Annotated in this window: 19 protein-coding genes; 5 read left to right on the top strand and 14 right to left on the bottom strand. The window is 36.0% G+C overall.

The annotated features are described in order from the left end of the window. Positions 1-5 precede the first annotated feature (5 nt). The 4 genes from ACEN2F_RS05650 to ACEN2F_RS05635 form a co-directional block, all read right to left on the bottom strand. On the bottom strand, positions 6-473 hold the full coding sequence (locus ACEN2F_RS05650) for a thioredoxin family protein (protein WP_441736759.1): 468 nt from the start codon (positions 471-473) through the stop codon (positions 6-8). After that, the gene (locus ACEN2F_RS05645) at positions 473-2,749 is read right to left on the bottom strand and encodes a TonB-dependent receptor (RefSeq protein WP_441736758.1); all 2,277 of its coding nucleotides are present in this window, start codon (positions 2,747-2,749) and stop codon (positions 473-475) included. The genes ACEN2F_RS05650 and ACEN2F_RS05645 overlap by 1 nt, the downstream gene beginning before the upstream one ends. A 257-nt stretch (positions 2,750-3,006) precedes the next feature. Then, entirely contained in the window at positions 3,007-4,248 is a 1,242-nt protein-coding gene (locus ACEN2F_RS05640; protein WP_441736757.1) for a GTP-binding protein, read from the bottom strand. Beyond that, positions 4,245-4,598 (bottom strand): MerC family mercury resistance protein, encoded by a 354-nt coding sequence (locus tag ACEN2F_RS05635; RefSeq protein WP_441736756.1) that lies wholly within the window; start codon positions 4,596-4,598, stop codon positions 4,245-4,247. Before ACEN2F_RS05635 ends, ACEN2F_RS05640 begins: the two co-directional genes overlap by 4 nt. Before the next feature lie 89 nt (positions 4,599-4,687). Here ACEN2F_RS05635 and ACEN2F_RS05630 point away from each other — a divergent pair, with 89 nt between their 5' ends. The 4 genes from ACEN2F_RS05630 (at position 4,688) to ACEN2F_RS05615 (ending at position 7,402) form a co-directional block, all read left to right on the top strand. After that, positions 4,688-5,071 carry a Fur family transcriptional regulator gene (locus ACEN2F_RS05630; RefSeq protein WP_441736755.1) on the top strand — a complete coding sequence of 128 codons (384 nt, stop codon included), beginning with the start codon at positions 4,688-4,690 and terminating at the stop codon, positions 5,069-5,071. A 138-nt stretch (positions 5,072-5,209) separates the two neighbouring features. Beyond that, a complete protein-coding gene (locus ACEN2F_RS05625) occupies positions 5,210-5,857 on the top strand; it encodes a metal-dependent transcriptional regulator (RefSeq protein ID WP_441736754.1) in 648 nt (215 codons plus the stop codon). 2 nt (positions 5,858-5,859) lie between these two features. Next, positions 5,860-6,678, top strand: coding sequence for a ZIP family metal transporter (locus tag ACEN2F_RS05620; protein WP_441736753.1), 819 nt, complete (start codon positions 5,860-5,862; stop codon positions 6,676-6,678). Between the two features lie 307 nt (positions 6,679-6,985). Beyond that, positions 6,986-7,402, top strand: a complete 417-nt coding sequence (locus tag ACEN2F_RS05615) for a hypothetical protein (protein WP_441736752.1) — start codon at positions 6,986-6,988, stop codon at positions 7,400-7,402. 2 nt (positions 7,403-7,404) lie between these two features. Here ACEN2F_RS05615 and ACEN2F_RS05610 read toward each other — a convergent pair whose 3' ends face one another. From ACEN2F_RS05610 to ACEN2F_RS05590, 5 genes are all read right to left on the bottom strand, one after another. Continuing rightward, positions 7,405-7,533, bottom strand: a complete 129-nt coding sequence (locus ACEN2F_RS05610; protein ID WP_441736751.1) for a FeoB-associated Cys-rich membrane protein — start codon at positions 7,531-7,533, stop codon at positions 7,405-7,407. Between the two features lie 66 nt (positions 7,534-7,599). After that, complete coding sequence (locus ACEN2F_RS05605; protein WP_441736750.1) at positions 7,600-9,828, bottom strand: TonB-dependent receptor family protein; 2,229 nt, start codon at positions 9,826-9,828, stop codon at positions 7,600-7,602. Between the two features lie 335 nt (positions 9,829-10,163). Continuing rightward, positions 10,164-12,263 carry a ferrous iron transport protein B gene (feoB, locus tag ACEN2F_RS05600; protein WP_441736749.1) on the bottom strand — a complete coding sequence of 700 codons (2,100 nt, stop codon included), beginning with the start codon at positions 12,261-12,263 and terminating at the stop codon, positions 10,164-10,166. Then, positions 12,263-12,502, bottom strand: coding sequence for a FeoA family protein (locus tag ACEN2F_RS05595; RefSeq protein ID WP_441736748.1), 240 nt, complete (start codon positions 12,500-12,502; stop codon positions 12,263-12,265). Before ACEN2F_RS05595 ends, feoB begins: the two co-directional genes overlap by 1 nt. Positions 12,503-12,657: 155 nt before the next feature. Next, positions 12,658-13,323, bottom strand: a complete 666-nt coding sequence (locus tag ACEN2F_RS05590; RefSeq protein WP_441736747.1) for an SCO family protein — start codon at positions 13,321-13,323, stop codon at positions 12,658-12,660. A 138-nt stretch (positions 13,324-13,461) separates the two neighbouring features. Between ACEN2F_RS05590 and ACEN2F_RS05585 the strand changes: the two genes are divergently transcribed. After that, positions 13,462-15,525 carry a M13 family metallopeptidase gene (locus ACEN2F_RS05585; protein ID WP_441736746.1) on the top strand — a complete coding sequence of 688 codons (2,064 nt, stop codon included), beginning with the start codon at positions 13,462-13,464 and terminating at the stop codon, positions 15,523-15,525. Between the two features lie 152 nt (positions 15,526-15,677). Here ACEN2F_RS05585 and ACEN2F_RS05580 read toward each other — a convergent pair whose 3' ends face one another. From ACEN2F_RS05580 to ACEN2F_RS05560, 5 genes are all read right to left on the bottom strand, one after another. Beyond that, the gene (locus ACEN2F_RS05580) at positions 15,678-16,619 is read right to left on the bottom strand and encodes a DMT family transporter (RefSeq protein WP_441736745.1); all 942 of its coding nucleotides are present in this window, start codon (positions 16,617-16,619) and stop codon (positions 15,678-15,680) included. A 1-nt stretch (position 16,620) separates the two neighbouring features. Beyond that, positions 16,621-17,424: an SDR family oxidoreductase gene (locus ACEN2F_RS05575; protein ID WP_441736744.1), complete on the bottom strand. Its 804-nt coding sequence runs from the start codon at positions 17,422-17,424 to the stop codon at positions 16,621-16,623. 167 nt (positions 17,425-17,591) lie between these two features. Continuing rightward, positions 17,592-19,913: a M28 family peptidase gene (locus ACEN2F_RS05570; RefSeq protein WP_441736849.1), complete on the bottom strand. Its 2,322-nt coding sequence runs from the start codon at positions 19,911-19,913 to the stop codon at positions 17,592-17,594. A gap of 101 nt (positions 19,914-20,014) precedes the next feature. Continuing rightward, entirely contained in the window at positions 20,015-20,365 is a 351-nt protein-coding gene (locus tag ACEN2F_RS05565) for a hypothetical protein (protein WP_441736743.1), read from the bottom strand. Beyond that, on the bottom strand, positions 20,362-21,891 hold the full coding sequence (locus tag ACEN2F_RS05560; RefSeq protein ID WP_441736742.1) for a GNAT family N-acetyltransferase: 1,530 nt from the start codon (positions 21,889-21,891) through the stop codon (positions 20,362-20,364). The genes ACEN2F_RS05565 and ACEN2F_RS05560 overlap by 4 nt, the downstream gene beginning before the upstream one ends. Positions 21,892-22,040 lie beyond the last annotated feature (149 nt).

Here is a 22,040-nt window from a genome sequence, read left to right as displayed (position 1 = left end):
CAATTTTATTCTTTTAGTTTGGCTAAAATCAGCTTTAATTCTTTTGGTTTTAAGTAGCCGCTGTGTTGAAAGATGATCTCATTTTCACTATTTAAAACACACAAAACAGGAAAGTTCAATTGCTTATTTATTGTTCCGAGTGCGATGGTCAGTTCATGTGTTCCGGAGTTATTTCCTGTGGGTTTGAATTGAAAAGTGGTTTGGTTGAAAATTACCGTTCGCTTTTCCTCGGCATTGAAATCAACAAAATAGAAACCAGTGTTAAGCTCCTTGATGATTTCCTCGTTTTTGAAAGTGGTGTTTTTCATTGCATGACAAAATTGACACCAATCGGTTTGAATGAAAACTATCGTTTTTCTCTTTTCAAGGCTTTGTAAACTGTCAATTTCTTCGAATGTAAGGGAATGCAACTGTGCAAATCCAGAAGGAATCGCACAGCATAAAAACAACAGTAAATAAATATTTTTCTTCATTATCTTAAGGTATAGCGCAGTCCGAAAAAGCTTCTGATTCCTTGGTTAGGCCCATACACATAGGAAGTGTCAAACGTTAATCCGTAAGGATTTTCAGGTGTTGTCAGCACTTGACCGTTTGTATCGTAGGTGACATTTTTATCAAAAGGATCATCGGTTCTTGCAATCAAAAACGGATTGTTTTGTTTGGGCAAAAAGTTCATCAGGTTTTTAATTCCGGCATAAAATTCAAAGTGTTGCAAACCAGAATACGTGAATTGAATGTTTTGCAAACTGTACCAAGGAGATTCTGGAGCACGAGGATCTAAATCGCTTAAAAGAGGAAGTCGCATCGGGCTGTATAGATTTCCAGTGTAATCAATATTCAAATCGATAGTTCTAATTTTATAAGAAATGCTCCAAGTTGCTGTGAATTTTTCTGTTAAGATTGGTGTTTCTTTTCGACCATTTTCTACGTTTTTATTGTCTAGTATTGAAGCTCCAGCAATAACCTTTAATCCATTTGGAAAATTGAAATCAATATTAGTGCTTATTCCTTGACTTATCGCGTAGCCGTTGATGTTGTCATAGATGATTTGGTTGGGATTGGTATCATAATCGGAAACAATTTTATTGCTGAATCGGGTATGAAATAAGGAAGTTTCAATACCAATAAAGGTTCCGTTGTCGAAATTTATTTTCTTTATATAATTCAAATTGGTATTTATGGATTGTTCCGGTTTCAGATTACTTGCGATTATAACTTCACGGGCGCCAGTCAAAGCAGCGTGATCTTCGGTAAATAGATTTACGACTCTAAAACCGGTTCCGGCATTCAAACGAATGATATTATTGTCGTTTAATTTCCATTTATAAGCGATTCTAGGCGTTACAATACTTCCGTGAATCGAGTTGTAATCGTAACGCATTCCCAGCAATAGCTTGTGTTTTTCAGTGAAGGTGATTTCGTCTTGAACAAAAATCCCAGGAAGCCACGTTTTTTCCGGGTTGTTATTTCCTAGTTTCAAAGTTGCCGGCGTGTTGTCATCGTAATAATTATAACGGCTGGCAATTCCGGTAAGCAAATCATTTTTCCCTATTTTTTTGTCCCAAGTCAATTGGAGAAATCCAATTTTCTGATTCGCAATATAACTTGTAGTTCCATATCGGCTGTCTTGAAAATGCACATTTCCTGAAAAGGACAACATCAGTTTTTCCTGAAAAGGCAATTGGTAACTGCCAATCAATTCTGCTCGCTTGGTATAAATACTTTCGCCATAGATTTCGTCACCGCCACGGTGTTTTTTCTCCCAACGCACATCCCCACCAAAACGGTCTTCATAAACCCCTCGCGCCGCAATGGTAAACAATCGATTTTCGTTTCTGTCAAAGGTCCATTTTTGAAAAAGAGAAATTCGGTTCGAAAGAGTGACATCGGTAAAATTATCATTGTCGTTGTCGATTTTTTGATTGAAGGTAAAATAATTCAGTCCCAATAAGGCTGTGGCTTTCTTGCCAACATTAAGTTTTACTCCTAAATCAACATTGGTTTCCAACCAAGAAGTAGTAAACAGATCAGCGGAGAATAGGGGAGCATTTGTTGGATTCTTAGTGATGATATTGATTAAACCACCCACAGCTTCACTGCCGTAAAGTGAGGAAGCGGGACCTTTTACTATTTCGATTCGTTCTACCAGTGAGTTTGGAATTCCGGATAATCCGTACACCGTAGATAAACTGCTCACAATGGGCATTCCGTCAATTAAAACTAAAGTATACGGACCTTCTAGTCCATTGATGTGAATATCGCCTGTGTTGCAAACACCACAATTGAGTTGTGGTCGTACGCCATTTACATTTTGTAAAGCTTCATAAATACTTGCAGTTGGGTTTTTTTTGAAAAAAGTAGGAGAATATACTTCTACAGGAACGGGGCTTTCCAGTCTTTTTACTGGTTTTAAAGTTCCTGAAATCACGACTTCGTTGAGTAAATTATCTGTAGTATAAAGTTCAAAATCAAAAGTGGTGTGCTCGTTATGACTGATGTTGATATTTCTATTGATGCTTTGATAACCAGCAGCAATAATCTGAATTTTATAATTTCCTTTTGGAACTGCATTGATTTGATATTGGCCTAAACTATCTGTTTGAGTGGTATATTTTGTTCCAATTAAAAAAACACGAGCCTGCATAACTCCTTTTTTTTCTGATGAAATAAATCCAGAAAGACTTGTTTTTTCTTGGCTGTAGCCAAAATGAAACAGTATAAGAATAAAAAACGTATGTAATATTTTCATTGTGCTTAAATAATATTTAGACAAAGCTAAAAATTATATTTTACTTATGGAAAATAATTTTATTTTATTTAGTAATCCGTTAGTTGCTTTCAGCCTCATCTCATAAAATAATCGTGCTGCTTTGTCGAAATGAAACAATCAAATACCTGGAAATTAATTTTAGATAGTCAAATTTAAAAACAAAAAAAAACGACTCATAGTGATGATGAATCGTTTTATTACCCAATAATTAACCAAAACGATCAGGATTTATAATATTATATTTCATTTAAGACGGCTGTAGCTTTATCGTTGTGATATGCCCTTGGAATAGGAAAAGGATCTTTGCTGGAGAAATAACCATCTTGTAGGTCCATCATTTCATCGGCATTGCAAAGGCATTTCTCGAGTTGCTTTCGTACTTCTATTTCATTTAAGGCAATGCCTATAAATACGATTTCGTTCAGGCGATCACCAAAATTGGCCGTCCATCGTTCTTCAATAGTGTCTTGGTATTCGACAAAATTGCTAAAAGTCATTCGTTCACCCAGTGGCATGCTGGCCCACCAGACACCAGCGCCTTCTGCTTTCATGGATCCGCCGGCCTGACTCCAGTTTATGGCTTGTTCCGGTCGAGAAGCAATCCAGCATAATCCTTTGCTTCTAATGATATTCTGCGGAAAATCCTTTGTGATGAATTGCCAAAAACGATGTGGGTGCAGCGGGCGTTCATCTCTGAAAACAAAGGAAGAGATTCCGTATTCTTCGGTTTCAGGCGTATGTATTCCTTCGAGTTCCTGGATCCATCCGGCGGAGGATTCTGCTTCTTCGTAGTTGAATAATCCGGTGTTTAAGATTGCATTCAGATTTACTTTTCCAAGAATCGACGGGATTATTTTAGCCACAGGATTCAGTTTCTGAATGGAAGCTTTTAGAATTTCCAGTTCTTTTTGGGTAACCAAATCGGTTTTGTTCAGAATAATAACGTTGGCAAACTCTACTTGATCGACCAGCAGGTTTACAATTGTCCGATTATCGTTTTCGATATCTGATGCTTTTCGATCCTGAAGGGTTTGGGCTGAGCCAAAATCTTTAAAGAAATTAAAGGCGTCGACCACGGTGACCATTGTATCAATATAACTAAATCGGGACAAATCAATGTTTTCTTCTTCATTTACAAATGAGAAAGTCTGTGCTACAGGAATGGGTTCACTGATTCCGGAGCTTTCAATCAGCAGATAATCAAAACGATTTTCTTTGGCTAATTTCTCCACTTCCACCATTAAATCTTCACGCAGCGTACAACAAATGCAGCCGTTGCTCATTTCGACTAATCGCTCTTGGGTACGGGAAAGCGTATTTTCATTTTTTACTAATTGCGCATCAACATTGACCTCACTCATGTCATTGACGATTACGGCTACTTTCAAACCTTCTTTATTGTGCAGGATATGGTTGAGCAAAGTGGTTTTTCCGGCTCCAAGGAAACCTGATAGTACAGTTACGGGTAATTTTCTCATAGGTGTTTATTTTTATGGGTTTTATAATTTAGAACATGCCCTATAATCATTCCTATGCCGCCAATAAATAACAAATTAGAATGATAGTCCAGAAATATTTCAACCAATACACTTATTATAATCAGTGTTACAGAGACCAGTAATAGTAGCGCTACTGCGAAATTGGTACTCTTTATGATTTTTAATACTGCAAATAATCCTATTAGTCCAAAGAATGAATCGACATAGGGATTGTGTGATAATCCTAGAGGGAGGATTGTTAGTAATGGAAAAACTAAACAATGGATCAGGCACAAGCCGGCACTTGTAATCCCTAAAATGTCGATACTAAATGGTGTTGTTTTCTTCATTTCTTGTATATTTGCTTAATGCAATTCTGTTGCAAATATAGAATTATATTTATTAATGCAACATTGTTGCATTAAATTTTTATAGAATTATGAAAACAACTCGGAACACAACGGCCAAAACAACTATTTTAGAAATTATAAAAAATTCTGAAGTCGCTTTATCGCACACTGAAATTCAGGCGTTAAGTAACAATATTTGTGACCGAGTTACGATTTACAGGGTTTTGGACCGCTTGGTAACCGAAGATGTGATTCATAAAATTGTAAATTTAGACGGAACCATCAAATATGCGAGTTGCCATCACCTTCATGATACTGCTGCGTATTCCCACAATCACATTCATTTTAGTTGTGAGAAGTGCCACTTGGTAACTTGCCTGGAAAATGTGGAGCCTAGCTTTAAACTGCCGCCGAACTATTTGGTAAAAGAAGTCAATTTTACGCTGTCTGGTGTGTGTCCGAACTGTTTATAAATTGCTGATTTATTTTAGACTTGGCTAAAAATTTATTTTTGGTATTCTTTTTTGCTTATATTTGTTGTTGTAATTGGTTTTCAATTATTTTTTTCTGCATGATAGGTTATGTGGAAAAAACATTCAAAAAAACAAAACATGACCTTTTCAGAAGAAAATTATCTCAAGACTATTTACCATCTCACAGCAGTATCAGATGCGGATATCAGTACCAATGCCATTGCTGAAAAAATAGAAACAAAAGCATCATCTGTGACGGATATGCTCAAGAAACTTGCCGAAAAGGATTTGGTGAATTATATAAAGTACCAAGGAGTTTCCCTTACGGATAAAGGACAATTAGCGGCGAAGATGATCGTAAGAAAACATCGGCTTTGGGAGACTTTTTTAGTTGAAAAATTAGATTTTTCTTGGGATGAAGTACATGATCTTGCGGAACAATTAGAACACATCAAATCCGAAAAATTAATTAATAAATTGGATGATTTTTTAGGTAATCCTACTGAAGATCCACACGGAGATGCTATTCCTGATGCCAACGGCAGAATTGTAAAAGTAGAAAAACAATTGCTTTCTGAATTCGAGAAAAACCAAGTTGGCATTTGTGTTGGTGTCAAAGATACTTCGTCGGATTTTTTAAAATATTTAGACAAACAAGAAATTGCGTTGGGTTCTCAAATAGAAATTATCGAAAAGGAAAGTTTCGATTCCTCTTTTAAAATCCGTGTTGGAACCAAAGAATTAACCATTTCAAATAAAATAGCCAGTAATTTATACATCAAATAATTATGTTTCAATCTATAGTAGATTATTTCACGAGCATTGACCCAATATTAGCCGCTTTGTATGCTAGTTTGTTCACGTGGTTTCTGACCGCTTTGGGCGCTTCATTTGTTTTTATGTTCAAAACAATGAATCGAACGGTTCTTGACGGAATGCTTGGTTTTACGGGAGGAATTATGGTTGCGGCCAGTTTCTGGAGTCTCTTAGCGCCAGCAATAGAAATGACTGGTGGTGAAGGTTTTGCAAAAGTGATTCCTGCTGCTTTTGGTTTCTTCCTTGGAGCTTTGTTTATCTTTGGAATCGACAAAGTATTGCCGCACTTGCACATTAATTTTAAAGTTACTGAAGGAATTAAATCACCTTGGCAACGCACTACATTACTTGTTTCGGCCATTACGTTGCATAATATTCCGGAAGGATTGGCCGTTGGAGTTCTTTTTGGAGGTGTTGCTGCTGGAATACCAGAAGCTTCAATTGCGGGAGCAGTTACATTAGCTGTTGGTATTGGAATTCAGAATTTCCCGGAAGGAATTGCCGTTGCCATGCCATTGCGACGTATGGGAATGAGCCGCTGGAAAAGCTTTATGTACGGACAATCTTCGGCATTAGTAGAGCCAGTTGCCGCTGTTTTAGGTGCTTTTGCTGTGACATTTTTCACTCCAATTTTGCCTTACGCTTTAGCTTTTGCCGCAGGCGCAATGATTTTTGTAGTGGTTGAGGAAGTGATTCCGGAAACACAACAAGATAAAAATACGGATATTGCCACACTTGGATTTGTAGGAGGGTTTATTGTGATGATGGTTCTGGATGTGGCTTTGGGATAAGAAGTTCTTGTTTTAAACAAGGCATTGAAGGTCATATAAGTTTTAAGTTTAAGTTTCTAAAATGGTTTAAAAAGGAAGGATGTTTTAAACATATAAGGCATAAATGTATACGGGTGTTCTTTACTTGTGCCAAACTACATCTTACGAATGAAATTTAGCTTTTTTGTCCTTTCGACCATCGAAAGAAATCACACAGCGAGGGCCACTAAAGTGATTTCTCCTTTGTTGAAATGACAAAATAAATCGCAATGGTATTAGTAACGAATAGTCATAAAATATAAAACAGCTTTCTATTTAAGTAGATCTTATGAAAAAATCAGTAACATTCCTTTTTATGATGATTTGCAGTTTAGCTTTGGCGCAAAGCACAAAGTCTGAAAAAGTCAAATTCATAACAATAAAACAAAAAGTGTGTTCCAATCAAAAAGGATTTCAGTTAGTTTTGAAAGCGATTGCTGCGGATTCCCGGTGTCCTGAAGGTGTAACTTGTGTTTGGGCCGGAGATGTTACCGCTGTAGTATCGGTTTACAAAGATTCTAAACTAATTGAAGATGCCACTTTGGTGTTTTCGAAAGAAAAGGAAGAAGATAATAAAAAATGGTTTGCGGCTTATTTACCTGAGAAGCAAAAGAAAATAATCAGTATTCGTGTTTTTCCGTATCCAAAAGAGGGAAGCCGCATCAGTAGTGAAGAGTATTACTTGAAAATAGGGTATTTGAAATAAGATTAACCGCAACCGCAATCCCCACCACCGCAATCTTTATCAGATTTTTTCTTTTTGAAAAAAAATTTTTTTATCAAAAAAAACAAGGCCATTCCGAGTGCGACAAAAGCTAAAATTTCTTGAATATCCATACTGTAAAAATAAGAAAAAGCAACCTAAATGGTTGCTTTTTTGAGTTAAACTAATGACAAAATTTATTATAGTTGTGCCATAATTCCAACGTTGATGCTAAAAGGCATTCCGGGTCTTAATCCAGCAGGAACTCTTGATACAGCATACTTTTTATCCATTAAATTAATAATATTCGACATCAGGCTCACGTTTTTGCTGAGGTGATATTTAGCTGATAGATCAACAATAAAATTACTGTTTACTTTATTTAGCGCCGGAATTGTTCCTGTGCCAGCCAATGTTCTAAAAGCGTCTACATATTTTCCGCTGATGGCAACATTGAATTTTTCAGTTTCGAAAGCAGCGGTCAAAGCAAATTGATTTTTTGCAATGTATGGAATCTCATCACCACGTGTCACAGTACCCCAGATTGGACTGTTAAAGTCACTATTTAATTTGGTGTCAGTTAATGTGTATATAAAAGTAAGTGGCATTTTATATTTTTTTTCTGAATTATTCAAGATTTCATAGGTAGCCGAAAATTCAATTCCTTTGACAATTGCTGCACCGGCATTAAATAAATCTCCAGTTCCAGTTCCGCCGCCTGACATGTTATCTGAACCTTGTAAATTAGAAAAATCATTATAATATCCTATTAACTCTCCATAAAAGGCATTTTTGCGAAAGCGAAAGCCCAATTCTGAGTTGATACTATTTTCTGCATCTTCGCCTACCTGAGCTCCCGGAGGTGAAAATCCTTTGTGAACACTTGTAAACACATTGTAATCATCGTTTATTTTATACAGAATTCCCATTCCTGGAATCCAAACGTCAGATCTGTTATTGACTTTAACTACACTGGTTCCTGCTCTTGAGGTATCGTTGCTCCCGTAATTCACTGACGCTAGATTTATATTTTCATATCGGATTCCAGGTGAGAACGTAAATTTATCGTAGGTCATAGTGTATAGAACATGAGCGGCAATTGCTTCTGCTTTTGTAATTCTATTTGCATCTGTGCCTGGCGTTCCGTTTGAAGTTCTATTCATAACACCATTCTGCATGGCGTAGCCGTCAACCCATTGGAATCGATCTTCAAAATCTTCGTGGTAACGAAAACCAAAATCAAGATCGTGCTTTATGGCTCCATTTCCAAAATTATAGTTTGCTACGGATTGAATTCCTTTGGCTTCATACATTCGATTATTTGCTTTAACTAATAAAGCATTATCAGCGGTGTCGTCAGCTCCTGTTAAAGCTAAATATTCTGCATTATATCGTGTTGGGTCAATTAATATAGAATTGATTCCCACTTTTGTAGTTCCCAATTTTAATGCATCAAGTTTGTACCAGTTTCTGGCAAAATCATTTTTGTAAGCTTTTGTGGTGATGTTGAAATTTTTAGACGGTTGAATAAAATGAGTCAACATAATTTGTTTGTGTTCCGAATCAATATAGTCTTCATTCGAACCAGCATATCTTCTGTATGGACTGTTGTTATAATCGTCTTCTGTTAAACCAAGGTAGGTTTCATTAGCAAAATCTTCACTAAACTGGATTTTTGCGGTCAAGGATTGAAATACTTTGGCATCAAGATCCGTATTAATTCTAAATTTAGCAACATAATCATTGCCTTGGAAACCAGTGTTTTTTGAGCTGTTGTCTATTTTTTTAAATCCATCTGAATTTCTATTATTATATTCTAAAACGTAACCAAAATTCTCGCGGTCGTCTCCTATATTTACATAAGTCTTTTTAGTATTAAAGCTTCCGATGCTAGCTACAACGCGAGCTGTAAAACGATTTGGGATTTGAGTAGAAACCATGTTAATGGCACCGCCGGTAGTATAAGGTCCGTATTGTATTTGACTTCCGCCTTTTAGGATTTCAAATGACTGCATTCTATTTACCGTGGGGAAATAATAAGCAGCAGGAGCGGCATAAGGAGCGGGAGCAATTAGAACACCATCTTCCATAAGTGTTATTTTACTGGAACGATCCGGGCTGGTTCCTCTCATACCTATATTTGGTCGGAGTCCAAAGCCTTCTTCTTCCTGAATATTGATTCCGGGAACGGTTCTTAAAATTCGGGAAACATCATCGTAATTAAATGTTTTTAGTTCTTTTGGAGAAATAAAATAAGTAGATCCGGCTTTGTTTTTGGCTTTAAATTTACTTCCTACGATTGCATCGGTGGTAATAATAACCTCGTTTAAACTTTCAATACTATCTTGTTGCGTTTTTGTAAGTTCTTTTTCTTGTGAAAATAAAACAGACGTCATTAATAGAGTGCCGGTAATTATAATATTCCTCATTTTAATTTAAATTGATTCTACACTGCAAATGTATACTCTAAATCTTATTTAGACAAATTAAAAATAATAAAATTTATATTTTAACAGTTTTGGACGAAGGGCGGTCATAAAGGGATTGAATTTTTTAGTCTGAGAAGGTGATAAAACCAAGTGATTTATCCTGTTTTGCTGGAGCTTCTCAATCTATCTTTACCGCTAGTTCACAAATTTTTGATCCAGTTTATAGCTAATAATAAGTAATCAAATTGGAGGGGAAAAGACAAAAATCGATCTTTCAATTTTAGCCTCCAGTAACTTAAACCCAAACGATGGATTATAAATTCATGATGCTGGGACTACTTTAAAATTTGGTAGGCAAGCAACGCTACAATATATGCAAATCCCGACATAAATATTAATTGTCCAGCGGGCCATTTCCAGGAATTGGTTTCTTTTTTAGTAACTGCTAGGGTACTTACGCACTGCAGTGCAAAAGCATAAAACAGCAATAGTGATATTCCAGATGCAAAATTAAAGATTTTCTTTCCCGTAACCGGATTGATTTCGGCGGCCATTTTATTCTTGATCGTCACTTCATTATCACTACCGCCAACACTGTAAATAGTAGCTAATGTTCCTACAAATACTTCTCTCGCAGCAAAGGAACTGATAATAGCAATTCCTATTTTCCAGTCGTAGCCCAAAGGGGAAATAGCGGGTTCAATTGTTTTTCCCATAATGCCTATATAAGAATTTTCCAGTTTTTGGGAGGCCACAGCATTATCAAATTCGGCTTCCGGTAACGGATTGTTCTTAGTTTTTTCGGTCACGATCGCTTGTGCGTTATTGAATTTTTCTCCAGGTCCATATGATGCCAAAAACCATAGAACAATAGAAATAGCCAGAATTATTTTTCCGGCTCCAAAAACAAAAGCTTTTGTTTTTTCGATAACATTAATACCTACGTTCTTAAAAAGAGGTAGTTTATAGTTAGGCATTTCTACAACGAAGTATGTTTTTCCATTTATTTTAAGGATTTTATTCAAAATATAAGCAGAAAGAATAGCCATTCCAAAACCCAAAAGGTACAATAGCATTAACGTCATTCCTTGCATATTTAAAAATCCAAAAACACGAGTATCTGGAATTACAAGAGCAATAATTATTGCGTAAACAGGTAGTCTGGCGGAGCAAGTTGTAAAAGGTGTGACTAGGATGGTGATTAATCTTTCTTTCCAGTTTTCGATATTTCGTGTTGCCATTATCGCAGGAATCGCACAGGCAGTACCAGAAATAAGCGGAACCACACTTTTTCCTGATAACCCAAATTTACGCATGATTTTATCCATTAGGAAAACAACGCGACTCATATAACCGCTTTCTTCGAGAATGGATATAAACATAAATAGAAAGGCAATTTGAGGGATGAATATCAAGATTCCTCCAATTCCAGGAATGATTCCTTGCGAAATAAGGTTAGTCAGGACTCCTGCTGGCAATTCTTCGGCAGCAAAAGCACTCAAAGAAGCAAATGTGCCGTCAATGAAATCCATTGGGATTTTAGACCATTCGAAAATGGATTGAAAAATGACAAATAAAATCATGAAGAAAATCACATATCCCCAAATTTTATGGGTCAGGACACGATCCAGTTTGCTGCGAAAATCTCTGGCTAGTGTTTCATCAACTTTTAGCCCTGATTTTAAAACGTCATTGATAAACTGATAGCGCTTTATGGTTTCTTTTTGTTGTAAACGCTTTAAATCCGAATGGGATTTAGTCAATGAATTTGGGATTTCATTACGGTCTAAATTCAGGAAATTGACATCTTGAGTGATGACCAGCCATAATTTATACAAAAGTTGACTTGGGAATGTTTTTCTTAAGGTATTAAAATAATCTGGATCAATGCTCGATGCGTTCAAGCATGGTTCAGTTGAAAGAGATTTGTAGGTGATAATGAGTTTTTTTAGTTCATCAATACCCAAACCTTTTCTTGAACTAATCAGTGCAATTCTGGTTTTTAATTCTTTTTCAAGAAGTGGAATATCTAACGTAATTCCCTTAAATTTCATTCTGTCCGCCATATTGATAACTAATATGGTTGGAATTTCTAAGTCTTTTATTTGGGTAAAAAGAAGTAAATTTCTTTTTAAATTCTCGACATCTGCCACCACAAGCACTACGTCAGGATATAATTTGTCATTTTTGTTTAATAATAATTCAATGACTACATTTTCATCAATCGAACTTGCGTTAAGGCTATAAGTTCCGGGTAGATCTAGAATATTAGCTTTTATATTATTGGGTAATTTGCAAAAACCTATCTTTTTTTCAACGGTAATTCCAGGATAATTTCCTACCTGTTGATTTAAACCAGTTAACTGATTAAAAACAGAGGTTTTCCCTGTATTAGGATTTCCAATTAAAGCAACGTTGATATTTTGATTGATCATTATAAAATGTTTTTTAGTATTTCAACTTCAATTTCACGCGCTGTTTCCACTCGGATAGCGACGTGCGAACCATTGATGTTTAAATATAAAGGATCACCAAAAGGAGCAATTTGAAGCAATTCTACCAGATTGCCCGGCAAGCAACCCATTTCTAATAATTTTAATGGTACGGTATCAATGTCAAAGTCTTTTATCATGGCCTTTTCGCCTTTTTTGAGAGAATTTATCGTTGTTTGCAAACCTTATTTAGATTGAATTAAGATTGCAAAAATACGCATTTTAAAATAAATAAAAATGATAAATGTCACTTTTGTACTGTTACTAAAGCAAAACAGTTGTACAAATGGTATTCGCATTTATTAGAAAAAGACTCGAAATTTTTTGAATACAGCTTTTACTCGTTACTCAAAAAAGTAATATCATCGATTAATCGTTTCACATCTTCTTTATTGGTGCCATCATAAAAACCACGAACTCTTTTTTTAGCATCGACTAAGACAAAATTTTCTGTATGAACCATGTCATATAATTGGCTTGGTTCTCCCAGTTTGACGGCTAAATACGATTTTCTGGCCATGGTATAAATTTCTTTTTTATCACCGGTGACTAAATTCCATTTTGAGTCGTCAACCTTATATTTTTTGGCGTAAGCCTTCAAAACAGGAACGCTGTCGGTTTCCGGAAAAACAGTAAAAGATAATAATTTCACCTTTGGATCATTGGCAAAAGCTTGCTGGATACCGGATAAATTAGTGGTCATCTTTGGACAAATAGTGCCGCAGGTGGTGAAGAAAAAATCAGCTACATATATTTTTCCTTCGTAGTCTTTTTGGGTAATGGTTTTTCCGTTTTGATTAGTAAAGGAAAAGTCAGCAATCGTGTGGTATTTGCTTTTGTATTGAACAGTACTATCTACTAATTCTGGATTTACGTCAGCAGGATTATAAATAGGAAGTGTTTTTTGTGGCTTTAAAGCCGAATAGAATAAAGGTAAAACGATAGCTGAAAAAACGATCAAGACCCCAAAAAAGATTCGGTATTTTTTTAAAATGTGTAACATGATATTATTTTCATGCAAAAATACAAAAATGAGATTTATTTTTAATTCAAATTAACACAATCTTATTCGGACGAAATTTAGCAAGAATTTAAAAATTTTATCGATAGCTTTGTGAAACTAACTAAACAAATATTAAAAATGAAAAAGAACATTAATAAGCAGTTGCTTTTTGTGATTCCTGCAATCTTGGGTTTTACGATTAGTCAAGCCCAGAATACTAGCGTTGCAAAAGAACCGGGAATCAATGTTAATCACATGGATAAAAGTGTAAAACCCAATAATGATTTTTTTCGCTATGTGAATGGAACTTGGTTGGATAATACAGCTATACCAAGCGATAGAACTCGTTGGGGAAGTTTTGATGAATTGCGTCAAAAGACAGATGCAGATGCTTTGGCAATTTTGAAGGATGCTACCACAAATCCTAGTTACAAATCAAATACAGATCAAGGGAAAGCCGTTAATTTATATCAATCAATACTAGATACTGTAGGTAGAAATAAAGCAGGAATAGCGCCTTTGAAACCGTATTTAACAAAAATAAACGCAGTCAAAAACACGAAAGATTTAGAGGCTTTGTTAATTGAAATGGAGCCAATAGGCGGTATTGGATTTATTGGTGCCGGTGTAGGGACCGATGCCAAAAACAGCAATCGAAATGTGATCAATGTAGGTTTGGGCAGCGTAGGTTTGCCAGACAGAGATTATTATGTTTCTGAGGATGCTGATTCTAAAGAGAAACGAGCTAAATATGTGCTTCATGTTGCTAAAATGTTACAGTATTTAGGGGACACACCAGCAGTAGCTAAAACAAATGCCGAGAGAATTTTGGCCCTAGAAATTGCTATGTCTAAACCAAGATTGGACCGAGTAGAAAGAAGAGACCGTCGCAAATCATACAATCCAATGACGGTAGGTGATTTGCAAAAATTGACACCTACAATTAACTGGGATAATTATTTCACAAAAATAGGATTGCCTAAAGTGGATTCCTTGATCGTGTCGCAGCCTAAATACATGACGGCTTTAGAAACTATTTTCAAAGAAAATAAAGTAGAGGACTGGAAAGCATACATGCGTTGGACTTTGTTAAACAGAGCTTCTAGCCAATTGTCAACTACTATTGAAAATGCTAACTGGGAGTTTTACGGAAAAACGCTGACGGGTGCTGTAAGTCAAAGACCGCGTGACGAAAGAGCTCTTCAAACTATAAATGGAACCGTGGGAGAAGCATTAGGAAAATTATATGTAGAGAAAATGTTTCCGGCTGAGGCCAAAGCTAAAGCGGAGAAGATGATCAAGAATATATTTCTTGCTTTCGAAAACCGAATCAATGATTTGCCTTGGATGTCTGCAGAAACTAAAGTAAGTGCGGTCGCTAAATTACATAAATCAAGAATAAAAATTGGATATCCTGATACATGGAAGGATTACTCAGCCTTGACTATTAAAAGTCCTAAAGAAGGCGGAACATATTTTGAAAATGTTAAAAACTTGGCAAAATGGCGTTTTGAAGAAAACATAGCTGAGTTGAACAAGCCTGTCGATAAAGAGAAATGGGGTATGTCACCGCAAACAGTCAACGCCTATTTTAATCCATCTAATAACGAAATTGTATTTCCAGCGGCTATTTTGCAACCGCCTTTTTACAATTATCAAGCTGATGAAGCCGTAAATTATGGTGGAATTGGAGCTGTTATCGGACATGAAATTTCACATGGTTTTGATGATTCTGGATCACGTTATAATGCTGATGGAAATTTAGTAGACTGGTGGACCGCAGAAGATTTAAAACAATTTTCCGCCTTGACCGGAGCACTTGCAGCGCAATACAGTGCTTTGCAACCTATTCCTGGAACTTTTGTAGACGGGAAATTTACATTAGGTGAAAATATAGGAGATTTAGGTGGTGTTAATGCAGCCTATGATGGTTTGCAATTGTACTTAAAAGCAAACGGAAACCCCGGATTAATAGACGGATATACACCAGAACAACGTTTCTTTATATCTTGGTCAACCATCTGGCGTTCGAAAATGCGTGATGAAGCGTTGAAAAACCAAGTAAAAACAGATCCGCACTCTCCAGGAATGTATCGTGCTTATGTTCCTTTGCAAAATATTGATACGTTCTATCAAGCATTCAATATTGAACCAAATGACGGAATGTACATTGCACCTGAAAAACGTGTCAAAATATGGTAGAAATCAGTCTACTGTACTATTTAATAGCGGTAAATTCTACTATGATTTTTTCTATTTAAATTATAAATAGGATGTAAAATAAAGAGTAACCGTTATAAAAATAATCTTGAACTATTAAAAAGTCCCACTTGCCTTTGCAAATGGGACTTTTTTTATTCAGTTTTGATACTGTTTTTCCGGGTTCTTCGCAGCGAGTAATTTACCATATATAACCCAAACAGCGTAACTCCACCTCCTATGGCAATAGCGGCATTTAGGGTTTCCCCAAAAATCAAAGCTCCTAAGAGTACTGCAATAATTGGATTTATATAGGAATAAACGGTACTAATCTCGGCGGGAAGATTTTGAAGGGCATAAATAAAGGCAATGAAGGTAAGTATGGAACCAAAAACAACTAAATAAGCGATAGACCACCAGGAAATGGCTGGGATCTCACTTAATCTAACGGAAATTCCGGTGGCGCCGGTATAGGCAAAAACTAAAATACTAGAAATAAACATTTGTAGTCCCAAACTAAAATACGGATTGAAAGTAGCTGCTTTTTTCTTCGTATACAGCGTTCCAAAAGCCCATGTTAAAGTAGAAATTATAGATATTAGTATTCCAAATCTGAAACTAGGGATCAGAAAATCAGTCAAGTGATCGTAAAAAATTACGCAAACGCCACTAAAACTGATAATCAAGCCAATAACGGAGAATTTTGACAAGCGTTCTCCTCTAAAAAAAGTAATAACTACAATCCATAAAGGAACAATTGCGCCAATGATTGCACCAAGACCACTACTGATGTACTTCACGCCCCAGGTACTTAATCCGTTGCTAAGTACAAAATTAAGAATGCTAAGAATGAGGATCGTTTTCCATTGTTTTCCCTTGGGCCACGGTGCTTTTTTAAACAAAAAATAGGAAATATATAGAAATCCTCCCAAGAATTGTCTGATGGCGACAAGCTGTAAGGCTGGCATGTGTTGTACGCCTTCTTTAGAAGCAATCCAGGTTGTTCCCCAAAAAAAACTAACCCAACACAAAGCCAAAATTGGCAATCCAATGGTGTTGACCTTGGAGGAAATAATATTCTTAATTTTAGTTCTCACTTTATAAATTTGGTTTCACAAAAGTATACTTTAAAAGCTTTTCAATGTGAGCACTAAAAATTATTTTTCCACCGGAATTATTTCCTAGGTTGAACTTTGGTAAATCCAGATGCAAAGCCTTCGCTTTTTGGGTATAATACGCTGCCCGAGAAGGATGAAAAGGAGCTGCCGCATTGAAGGTTTCATTCCAAGAATTCACTTCAATGATTTTGAGAATAATACCAATACAATCGTCCTGATGAATTAAATTTATCGGAGCATCAGGATGGTCTAAATTTTCTCTACCAGCTAAAAAACGTACTGGATGACGGTCTTCGCCAATTAAGCCGCCAAAACGCAAAACCGTTGTTTTAAAGTGGCTGTTCTTCTGCAAAAGCTGTTCTGTTTCCAGTAATTGTTTTCCGCTTTCTGTTTCCGGTTTCGGGATTGTTTGTTCAGTAACAAAAATAGCTTCATCATTATAAACGGATGTCGAGCTGATGAAAAGCACGTTTTTAACAGATGATTTTTCTATAAACGGAATCACATTTCTAATCTTGGTGACAAAATTTTCTGTGCCTGAGCCGCGAAGTTTTGGTGGAACATCAATAATTAAAATAGTAGAATTCTCCAAAAAATCATTCATGCTTCCAGTAATTTTATTTTCTGAAAGTGTGATTAAAAAAGGTTCAATTCCTATGTTTTCCAAAACCGATACTTTCGCCGCCGAAGTTGTTGATCCTTTTACGAAAAATCCTTTTGAAAGTAAGGCTTTCGCCAAAGGTAAACCCAGCCAGCCGCAACCCAAAATACTAATTTTTATCATTTTGTTTTTTATAGTCAATCTTAATTTTGAAAATTTACAGGCGAACAAATATTTCAATAGAACATTTAAATACGTACGCGAATTTGCACCAATTAATTACTGTAAATCTGCGAAATTCGTGTTTAGCTATTTATTTGGCATCACAATTTATGACTTCCTACATCTAATTAATTCGCTTTTAAACTGTCTTTTACAACAGTCAAACTATTTTTTACAACTGGAATTAACAGATCAGTATTCACAGGATAAAGAACTTCAACTGCGGTAGGCTTTATTTTTTGTCTGAGCAGTATGGCATCATTCAAAACAAAAGGCGTAGGCATCATCCAGTTTTCTCGTTTTATTATTTCAAATGAAGGATTGGAAAGTAAATCGAAAGAGCTTTCTAGCATTTCCATGTCAAAAGCAGTTGCAGCATTAAAACTAAACTGCATTTCTAGCGGCGCATTTGCTACCACATAATAACTTAAAATCTTCTTTCCTTTACGTTGGTAAAGCGAAGTTTTTTGTCCTAATGTTGTAGCGCCATTCGCTTTAAAATTATGAATTATCATTTTTTCATTGGCAAAAATATCATAACGATTAACGTTTCTGTTTGGAGAAATTTTTATTTTTAAAAATCGTTGATTACCTACAATTCTGTCTTCCAGAAACGCAATAGTTGGTTTCAGAAGCTCTTTTTTAGGCGCTTCGGCAACATAGGTAAAACCAGAATTGTATTTGCTGAATAACGGAATTTCGTTCAAATTAGTTGCTTTTTTTGGATTCTTGCCTAAATAGGTTTTGGTCCAAGGATCAAGATTAGTGTCGTACGTTGCCCAATTGGCTTGATCTTTATCAGCATTGTACACGTATAACAAGCTATTTGACTTGGCTTTTCCGGGTTCATATTCCGACTCTAAATGCGCTTTCGCAAAAAATCCAATGGAAAGCAAAAGAAGGAGTATAGACCAAATTCCTTTTTTGGCGAAAGCCCCAAAAACAGGTAACAATAATCCAAAAGTTAACACGGTAAGAATGGCACTTCCAAACAAAACCTTTAGACCTAAACCAATAGGAAACATTTGGATAAAAGGGGCTATAATGATCAAGGCAGGAATACTCAAAATTAGGTTTAATGTCTTATTAGATTTTTGAGTAGCAATGAAAATACCAAAAATGGTAAGGCCAAAATATACCGGAATAATCAAGAATCCTGCTCCAGGTAAAACAAAAGCAACTATACTATTGATTACAATCCAAATAAATAATGGCGCTACGTAATGATTGATAGTCACTTTACGAGCTGAAAATAAATGATAAAATGCCATACTTATCGCCAAAGCCAGTAGTATGAAAGCGGCAATGTATGCGTGACCGTTATAGGTAAAGCCGTTGAGTAGGTCATTGTACTGCGGATAGGCAACTAATAATCCTTTCCATCCAAAAAAAGCAAGTATTCCAGTTGCCAGCAGCGAACCTACTAAAGGAATAAATCCTTTTACAATTTCCCGTGCTGACAAGAGGCGTTTGGCTCTTCCTAAAAATAATAGTACAAGAAATGCTGCTAAGGCGAGCAAAACCATTGGTAAAACCCAACTGAAAGGATAGCTTATAAAAGTGTACGGAATGGTAAAGTATGCATAATCTTCGCTTGCTTGTGTTGTATTCAAATCCGTATTTGAGAAATAATTCAACAATGGCATCAAATAAGAACCTTGATGTGCTAATGTGTTTTTGTTCAAATGATTGATGTCATCTTGGGCCGTATGGTAATTAAAATGGTCATCAATAAAAGCAAAATTATACCCTTGAATATTGCCTTGTTCTCTAAAAACGGTCAAGTCAGTATCGTTGGGCAACATTTTATAAATGCTATACATCAAGGAGTTTGAAACAGGAAAAGGGGTTTTTGCAGCAGCGAACTCCTTCACTAAACCTGCATTTCCGTTGTTGGTTTCCATCAGCATATAACTGGGCCCGGAGGAACCTCTTGCTTCAAAATTGAGTACCAGTCCCACTTGTTTTGCCCATTCATGCTGGGTTACAAAAAGTGCTGCGCCATTCAATCCCAATTCTTCGGCATCCGAGAACAGAATAATAATATCATTTTTATGCGGGGTTTTACTGTACAAAAAAGCGCGAACACTTTCTAGGATTGTGGCTACGCCAGAACCTGCATCACTAGCGCCCGGTGAGAAGGAATGGGGTGCGCTGTCATAATGTGAAAGCAATAATAATGCTTTTGAATTATCAGAGCCTTTTATGCGAGCTAAAATGTTTTTTGATTGTACCAGATTTCCCCAGTCACTGAGCGTATACCCTTCTTGAATAGAAGTTTCTATTCCTAGTTTATTCAGCTCTTTTAGAAGATAAGAAGCTACCACATGATGATTCTCGGAGCCCACATAATGCGGTTTTTTTGAAACAGCTTCAATGTGTTTCAAAGCTCTTTGGGTCGAGAACTCAGTAAGGGAGCCTTGACTTTCTGAAGTCCATTGTGGCATCATCGTATAGAAGAATAATGCCAAAATTATTGAGATAAACAAACCGGCAAAAATGGAGGAATAATCTTTTTTCATGGTTGGTATGCAAATTTTGGGGTGCGGTATTATAAGTCTTTTTTTACTAACATATAAAAATCATTATCTAAAACCAAGTAGCCTTGATCGTATAGGAAATAGTAGGTATTTCCAGTTTTAGTTTGTAGAATATTAGTAAAAAATGCAAAATCAAAGCCTTTGCTTAATAGTTTTGCGCGTGTAGTTTTTGATTTTCCTTCGGTATTAAGTTCTGATAGAATGCGATAATTTTTGCGCAACTTGTTGTTGATGTTGCGCATAAAATTAGTACTGTCTTTGTTGATTTTATTATTGTAGGCATTGCGACATCCGTCGCTGCAAAACTTTTTGTCTTCGCGACCCACAATTTTTTCTTCGCATTCTAAGCAGGTTTTGGTCATGGATTTATTTTTTTGATATCGTATAAATCAGTTCTACGGTCTTTTAGAATGCGCACGCTTCCGTGTTCGTGAAGCTCTTTTAGCAAGTCTAAATCTACATCTACAATTAGCGTCATTTCTGTATTTGGTGTTGCTTCGGCTTTGATTCCGTTGCTTGGAAAAGCAAAATCAGAAGGCGTAAATACTGCAGATTGTGCATATTGAATGTCCATGTTGTTTACCTTTGGAAGATTTCCTACACAACCAGCAATAGCCACATAACATTCGTTCTCAATTGCTCTGGCTTGAGCGCAATGCTTAACTCTGGTATAGGCATTTTGAGTGTCTGTCAAGAAAGGAACGAATAAAATGTTCATTCCTTCATCTGCCAGTAATCTGGAGAGTTCTGGAAATTCAACATCGTAACAAATCATAATTCCTATTTTACCACAATCCGTATCAAAAGTCTTAATTTGTGATCCGCCGGTCATTCCCCAGTGCTGAACTTCGTTTGGAGTAACATGAATTTTAGCGTACATCTCTGACGTTCCATCCCTTTTACAGAGGAAACCAACATTGTACAAAGTGCCATTTTCTAAATGAGGCATGCTCCCTGTAATAATGTTAATGTTGTAAGAAATAGCTAGCTCCTGAAAGCGTTTGCGAATGGGTTCTGTATATTTTGCTAATTCGCGAATCGCTTCTGCTTCAGACAAATGATTGTAATCCGCCATTAATGGAGCTGTAAAAAGTTCTGGAAATAAGGCAAAATCACTTCCATAACCCGAAACGACATCAACAAAAAATTCGCACTGCTCGTATAAAGCTTCTAGATTGTTTAGTTGACGCATTTGCCATTGAACAAGTCCTAAACGGATGACACTTTTCTTGAGGTTTATTAATTTAGGACTTTCGTCATAATAAATATTGTTCCATTCTAGTAAAACTGCAAATTCTTTAGAGTCGGTATCGCCTTCTAAGTAGCTTTTCATTACTCGGATTACGTGAAAATCATTGCTCAATTGAAAAGAAAGTACTGGATCATGTAATTCTTTTCTTTTTACCTTTTCGATATAATTTTTGGGTGTGAGGGTCTCCGCATGTTGTCCATAATTTGGAATTCTGCCTGCAAAAACAATCGCTTTTAAATTCAATTGTTCGCATAGTTCTTTACGAGCGTCGTATAAACGTCTTCCAAGGCGCAGTCCTCTATAATTAGGATGGATGAAAACATCTATTCCGTACAACACATTCCCTTGTGGATTATGAGTTGAAAAAGTATATTTTCCGGTTATATCAGAATAATTATGATTTTTGTCTACTAAGCTTTCATCTACAATTAAGGATAATGCAGAACCAACTACTTTCCCATCGACTAAAATCACTAGCTGTCCCTCCGGAAAAATACTTAATAATTTTTCGATATGGTGTTCTCTCCAGTAGGATCCTGCCATTTCGGGATACGACTCTACCATTGATTTTTTTAGCTCTTTATAATCTTCAATTTTTAGATTTCGTAACTCTACTTTATTTATTTTGGCTTGCATAAAATTTATTTTACCCAAATATAACTAATTTTTTCCATTTACAAACGTTTACAAGTAGTTACAACCGAAAGTAAGTAGTTAGCAACCGAATACTTTTTGATAGTCACCACATCTTTGCAGTGTTGATTTGGATGAGCCTTTCAACAAAA

The sequence above is a fragment of the Flavobacterium sp. W20_MBD1_R3 genome, assembly GCF_052119725.1.
Taxonomy (GTDB): domain Bacteria; phylum Bacteroidota; class Bacteroidia; order Flavobacteriales; family Flavobacteriaceae; genus Flavobacterium.
This window is presented reverse-complemented; position numbering and strand designations above follow the sequence as displayed.

Bases quoted from the DNA above. Each gene is read 5' to 3' on its own strand.
- ACEN2F_RS05605 (WP_441736750.1), bottom strand. From the start codon at position 9,828: ATGAGGAATATTATAATTACCGGCACTCTATTAATGACGTCTGTTTTA.
- ACEN2F_RS05640 (WP_441736757.1), bottom strand. From the start codon at position 4,248: ATGAGAAAATTACCCGTAACTGTACTATCAGGTTTCCTTGGAGCCGGA.
- ACEN2F_RS05630 (WP_441736755.1), top strand. From the start codon at position 4,688: ATGAAAACAACTCGGAACACAACGGCCAAAACAACTATTTTAGAAATT.
- ACEN2F_RS05620 (WP_441736753.1), top strand. From the start codon at position 5,860: ATGTTTCAATCTATAGTAGATTATTTCACGAGCATTGACCCAATATTA.
- ACEN2F_RS05610 (WP_441736751.1), bottom strand. From the start codon at position 7,533: ATGGATATTCAAGAAATTTTAGCTTTTGTCGCACTCGGAATGGCCTTG.
- ACEN2F_RS05645 (WP_441736758.1), bottom strand. From the start codon at position 2,749: ATGAAAATATTACATACGTTTTTTATTCTTATACTGTTTCATTTTGGC.
- ACEN2F_RS05635 (WP_441736756.1), bottom strand. From the start codon at position 4,598: ATGAAGAAAACAACACCATTTAGTATCGACATTTTAGGGATTACAAGT.
- ACEN2F_RS05615 (WP_441736752.1), top strand. From the start codon at position 6,986: ATGAAAAAATCAGTAACATTCCTTTTTATGATGATTTGCAGTTTAGCT.
- ACEN2F_RS05585 (WP_441736746.1), top strand. From the start codon at position 13,462: ATGAAAAAGAACATTAATAAGCAGTTGCTTTTTGTGATTCCTGCAATC.
- feoB (WP_441736749.1), bottom strand. From the start codon at position 12,263: ATGATCAATCAAAATATCAACGTTGCTTTAATTGGAAATCCTAATACA.
- ACEN2F_RS05560 (WP_441736742.1), bottom strand. From the start codon at position 21,891: ATGCAAGCCAAAATAAATAAAGTAGAGTTACGAAATCTAAAAATTGAA.
- ACEN2F_RS05575 (WP_441736744.1), bottom strand. From the start codon at position 17,424: ATGATAAAAATTAGTATTTTGGGTTGCGGCTGGCTGGGTTTACCTTTG.
- ACEN2F_RS05570 (WP_441736849.1), bottom strand. From the start codon at position 19,913: ATGATGCCACAATGGACTTCAGAAAGTCAAGGCTCCCTTACTGAGTTC.
- ACEN2F_RS05565 (WP_441736743.1), bottom strand. From the start codon at position 20,365: ATGACCAAAACCTGCTTAGAATGCGAAGAAAAAATTGTGGGTCGCGAA.
- ACEN2F_RS05650 (WP_441736759.1), bottom strand. From the start codon at position 473: ATGAAGAAAAATATTTATTTACTGTTGTTTTTATGCTGTGCGATTCCT.
- ACEN2F_RS05625 (WP_441736754.1), top strand. From the start codon at position 5,210: ATGACCTTTTCAGAAGAAAATTATCTCAAGACTATTTACCATCTCACA.
- ACEN2F_RS05590 (WP_441736747.1), bottom strand. From the start codon at position 13,323: ATGTTACACATTTTAAAAAAATACCGAATCTTTTTTGGGGTCTTGATC.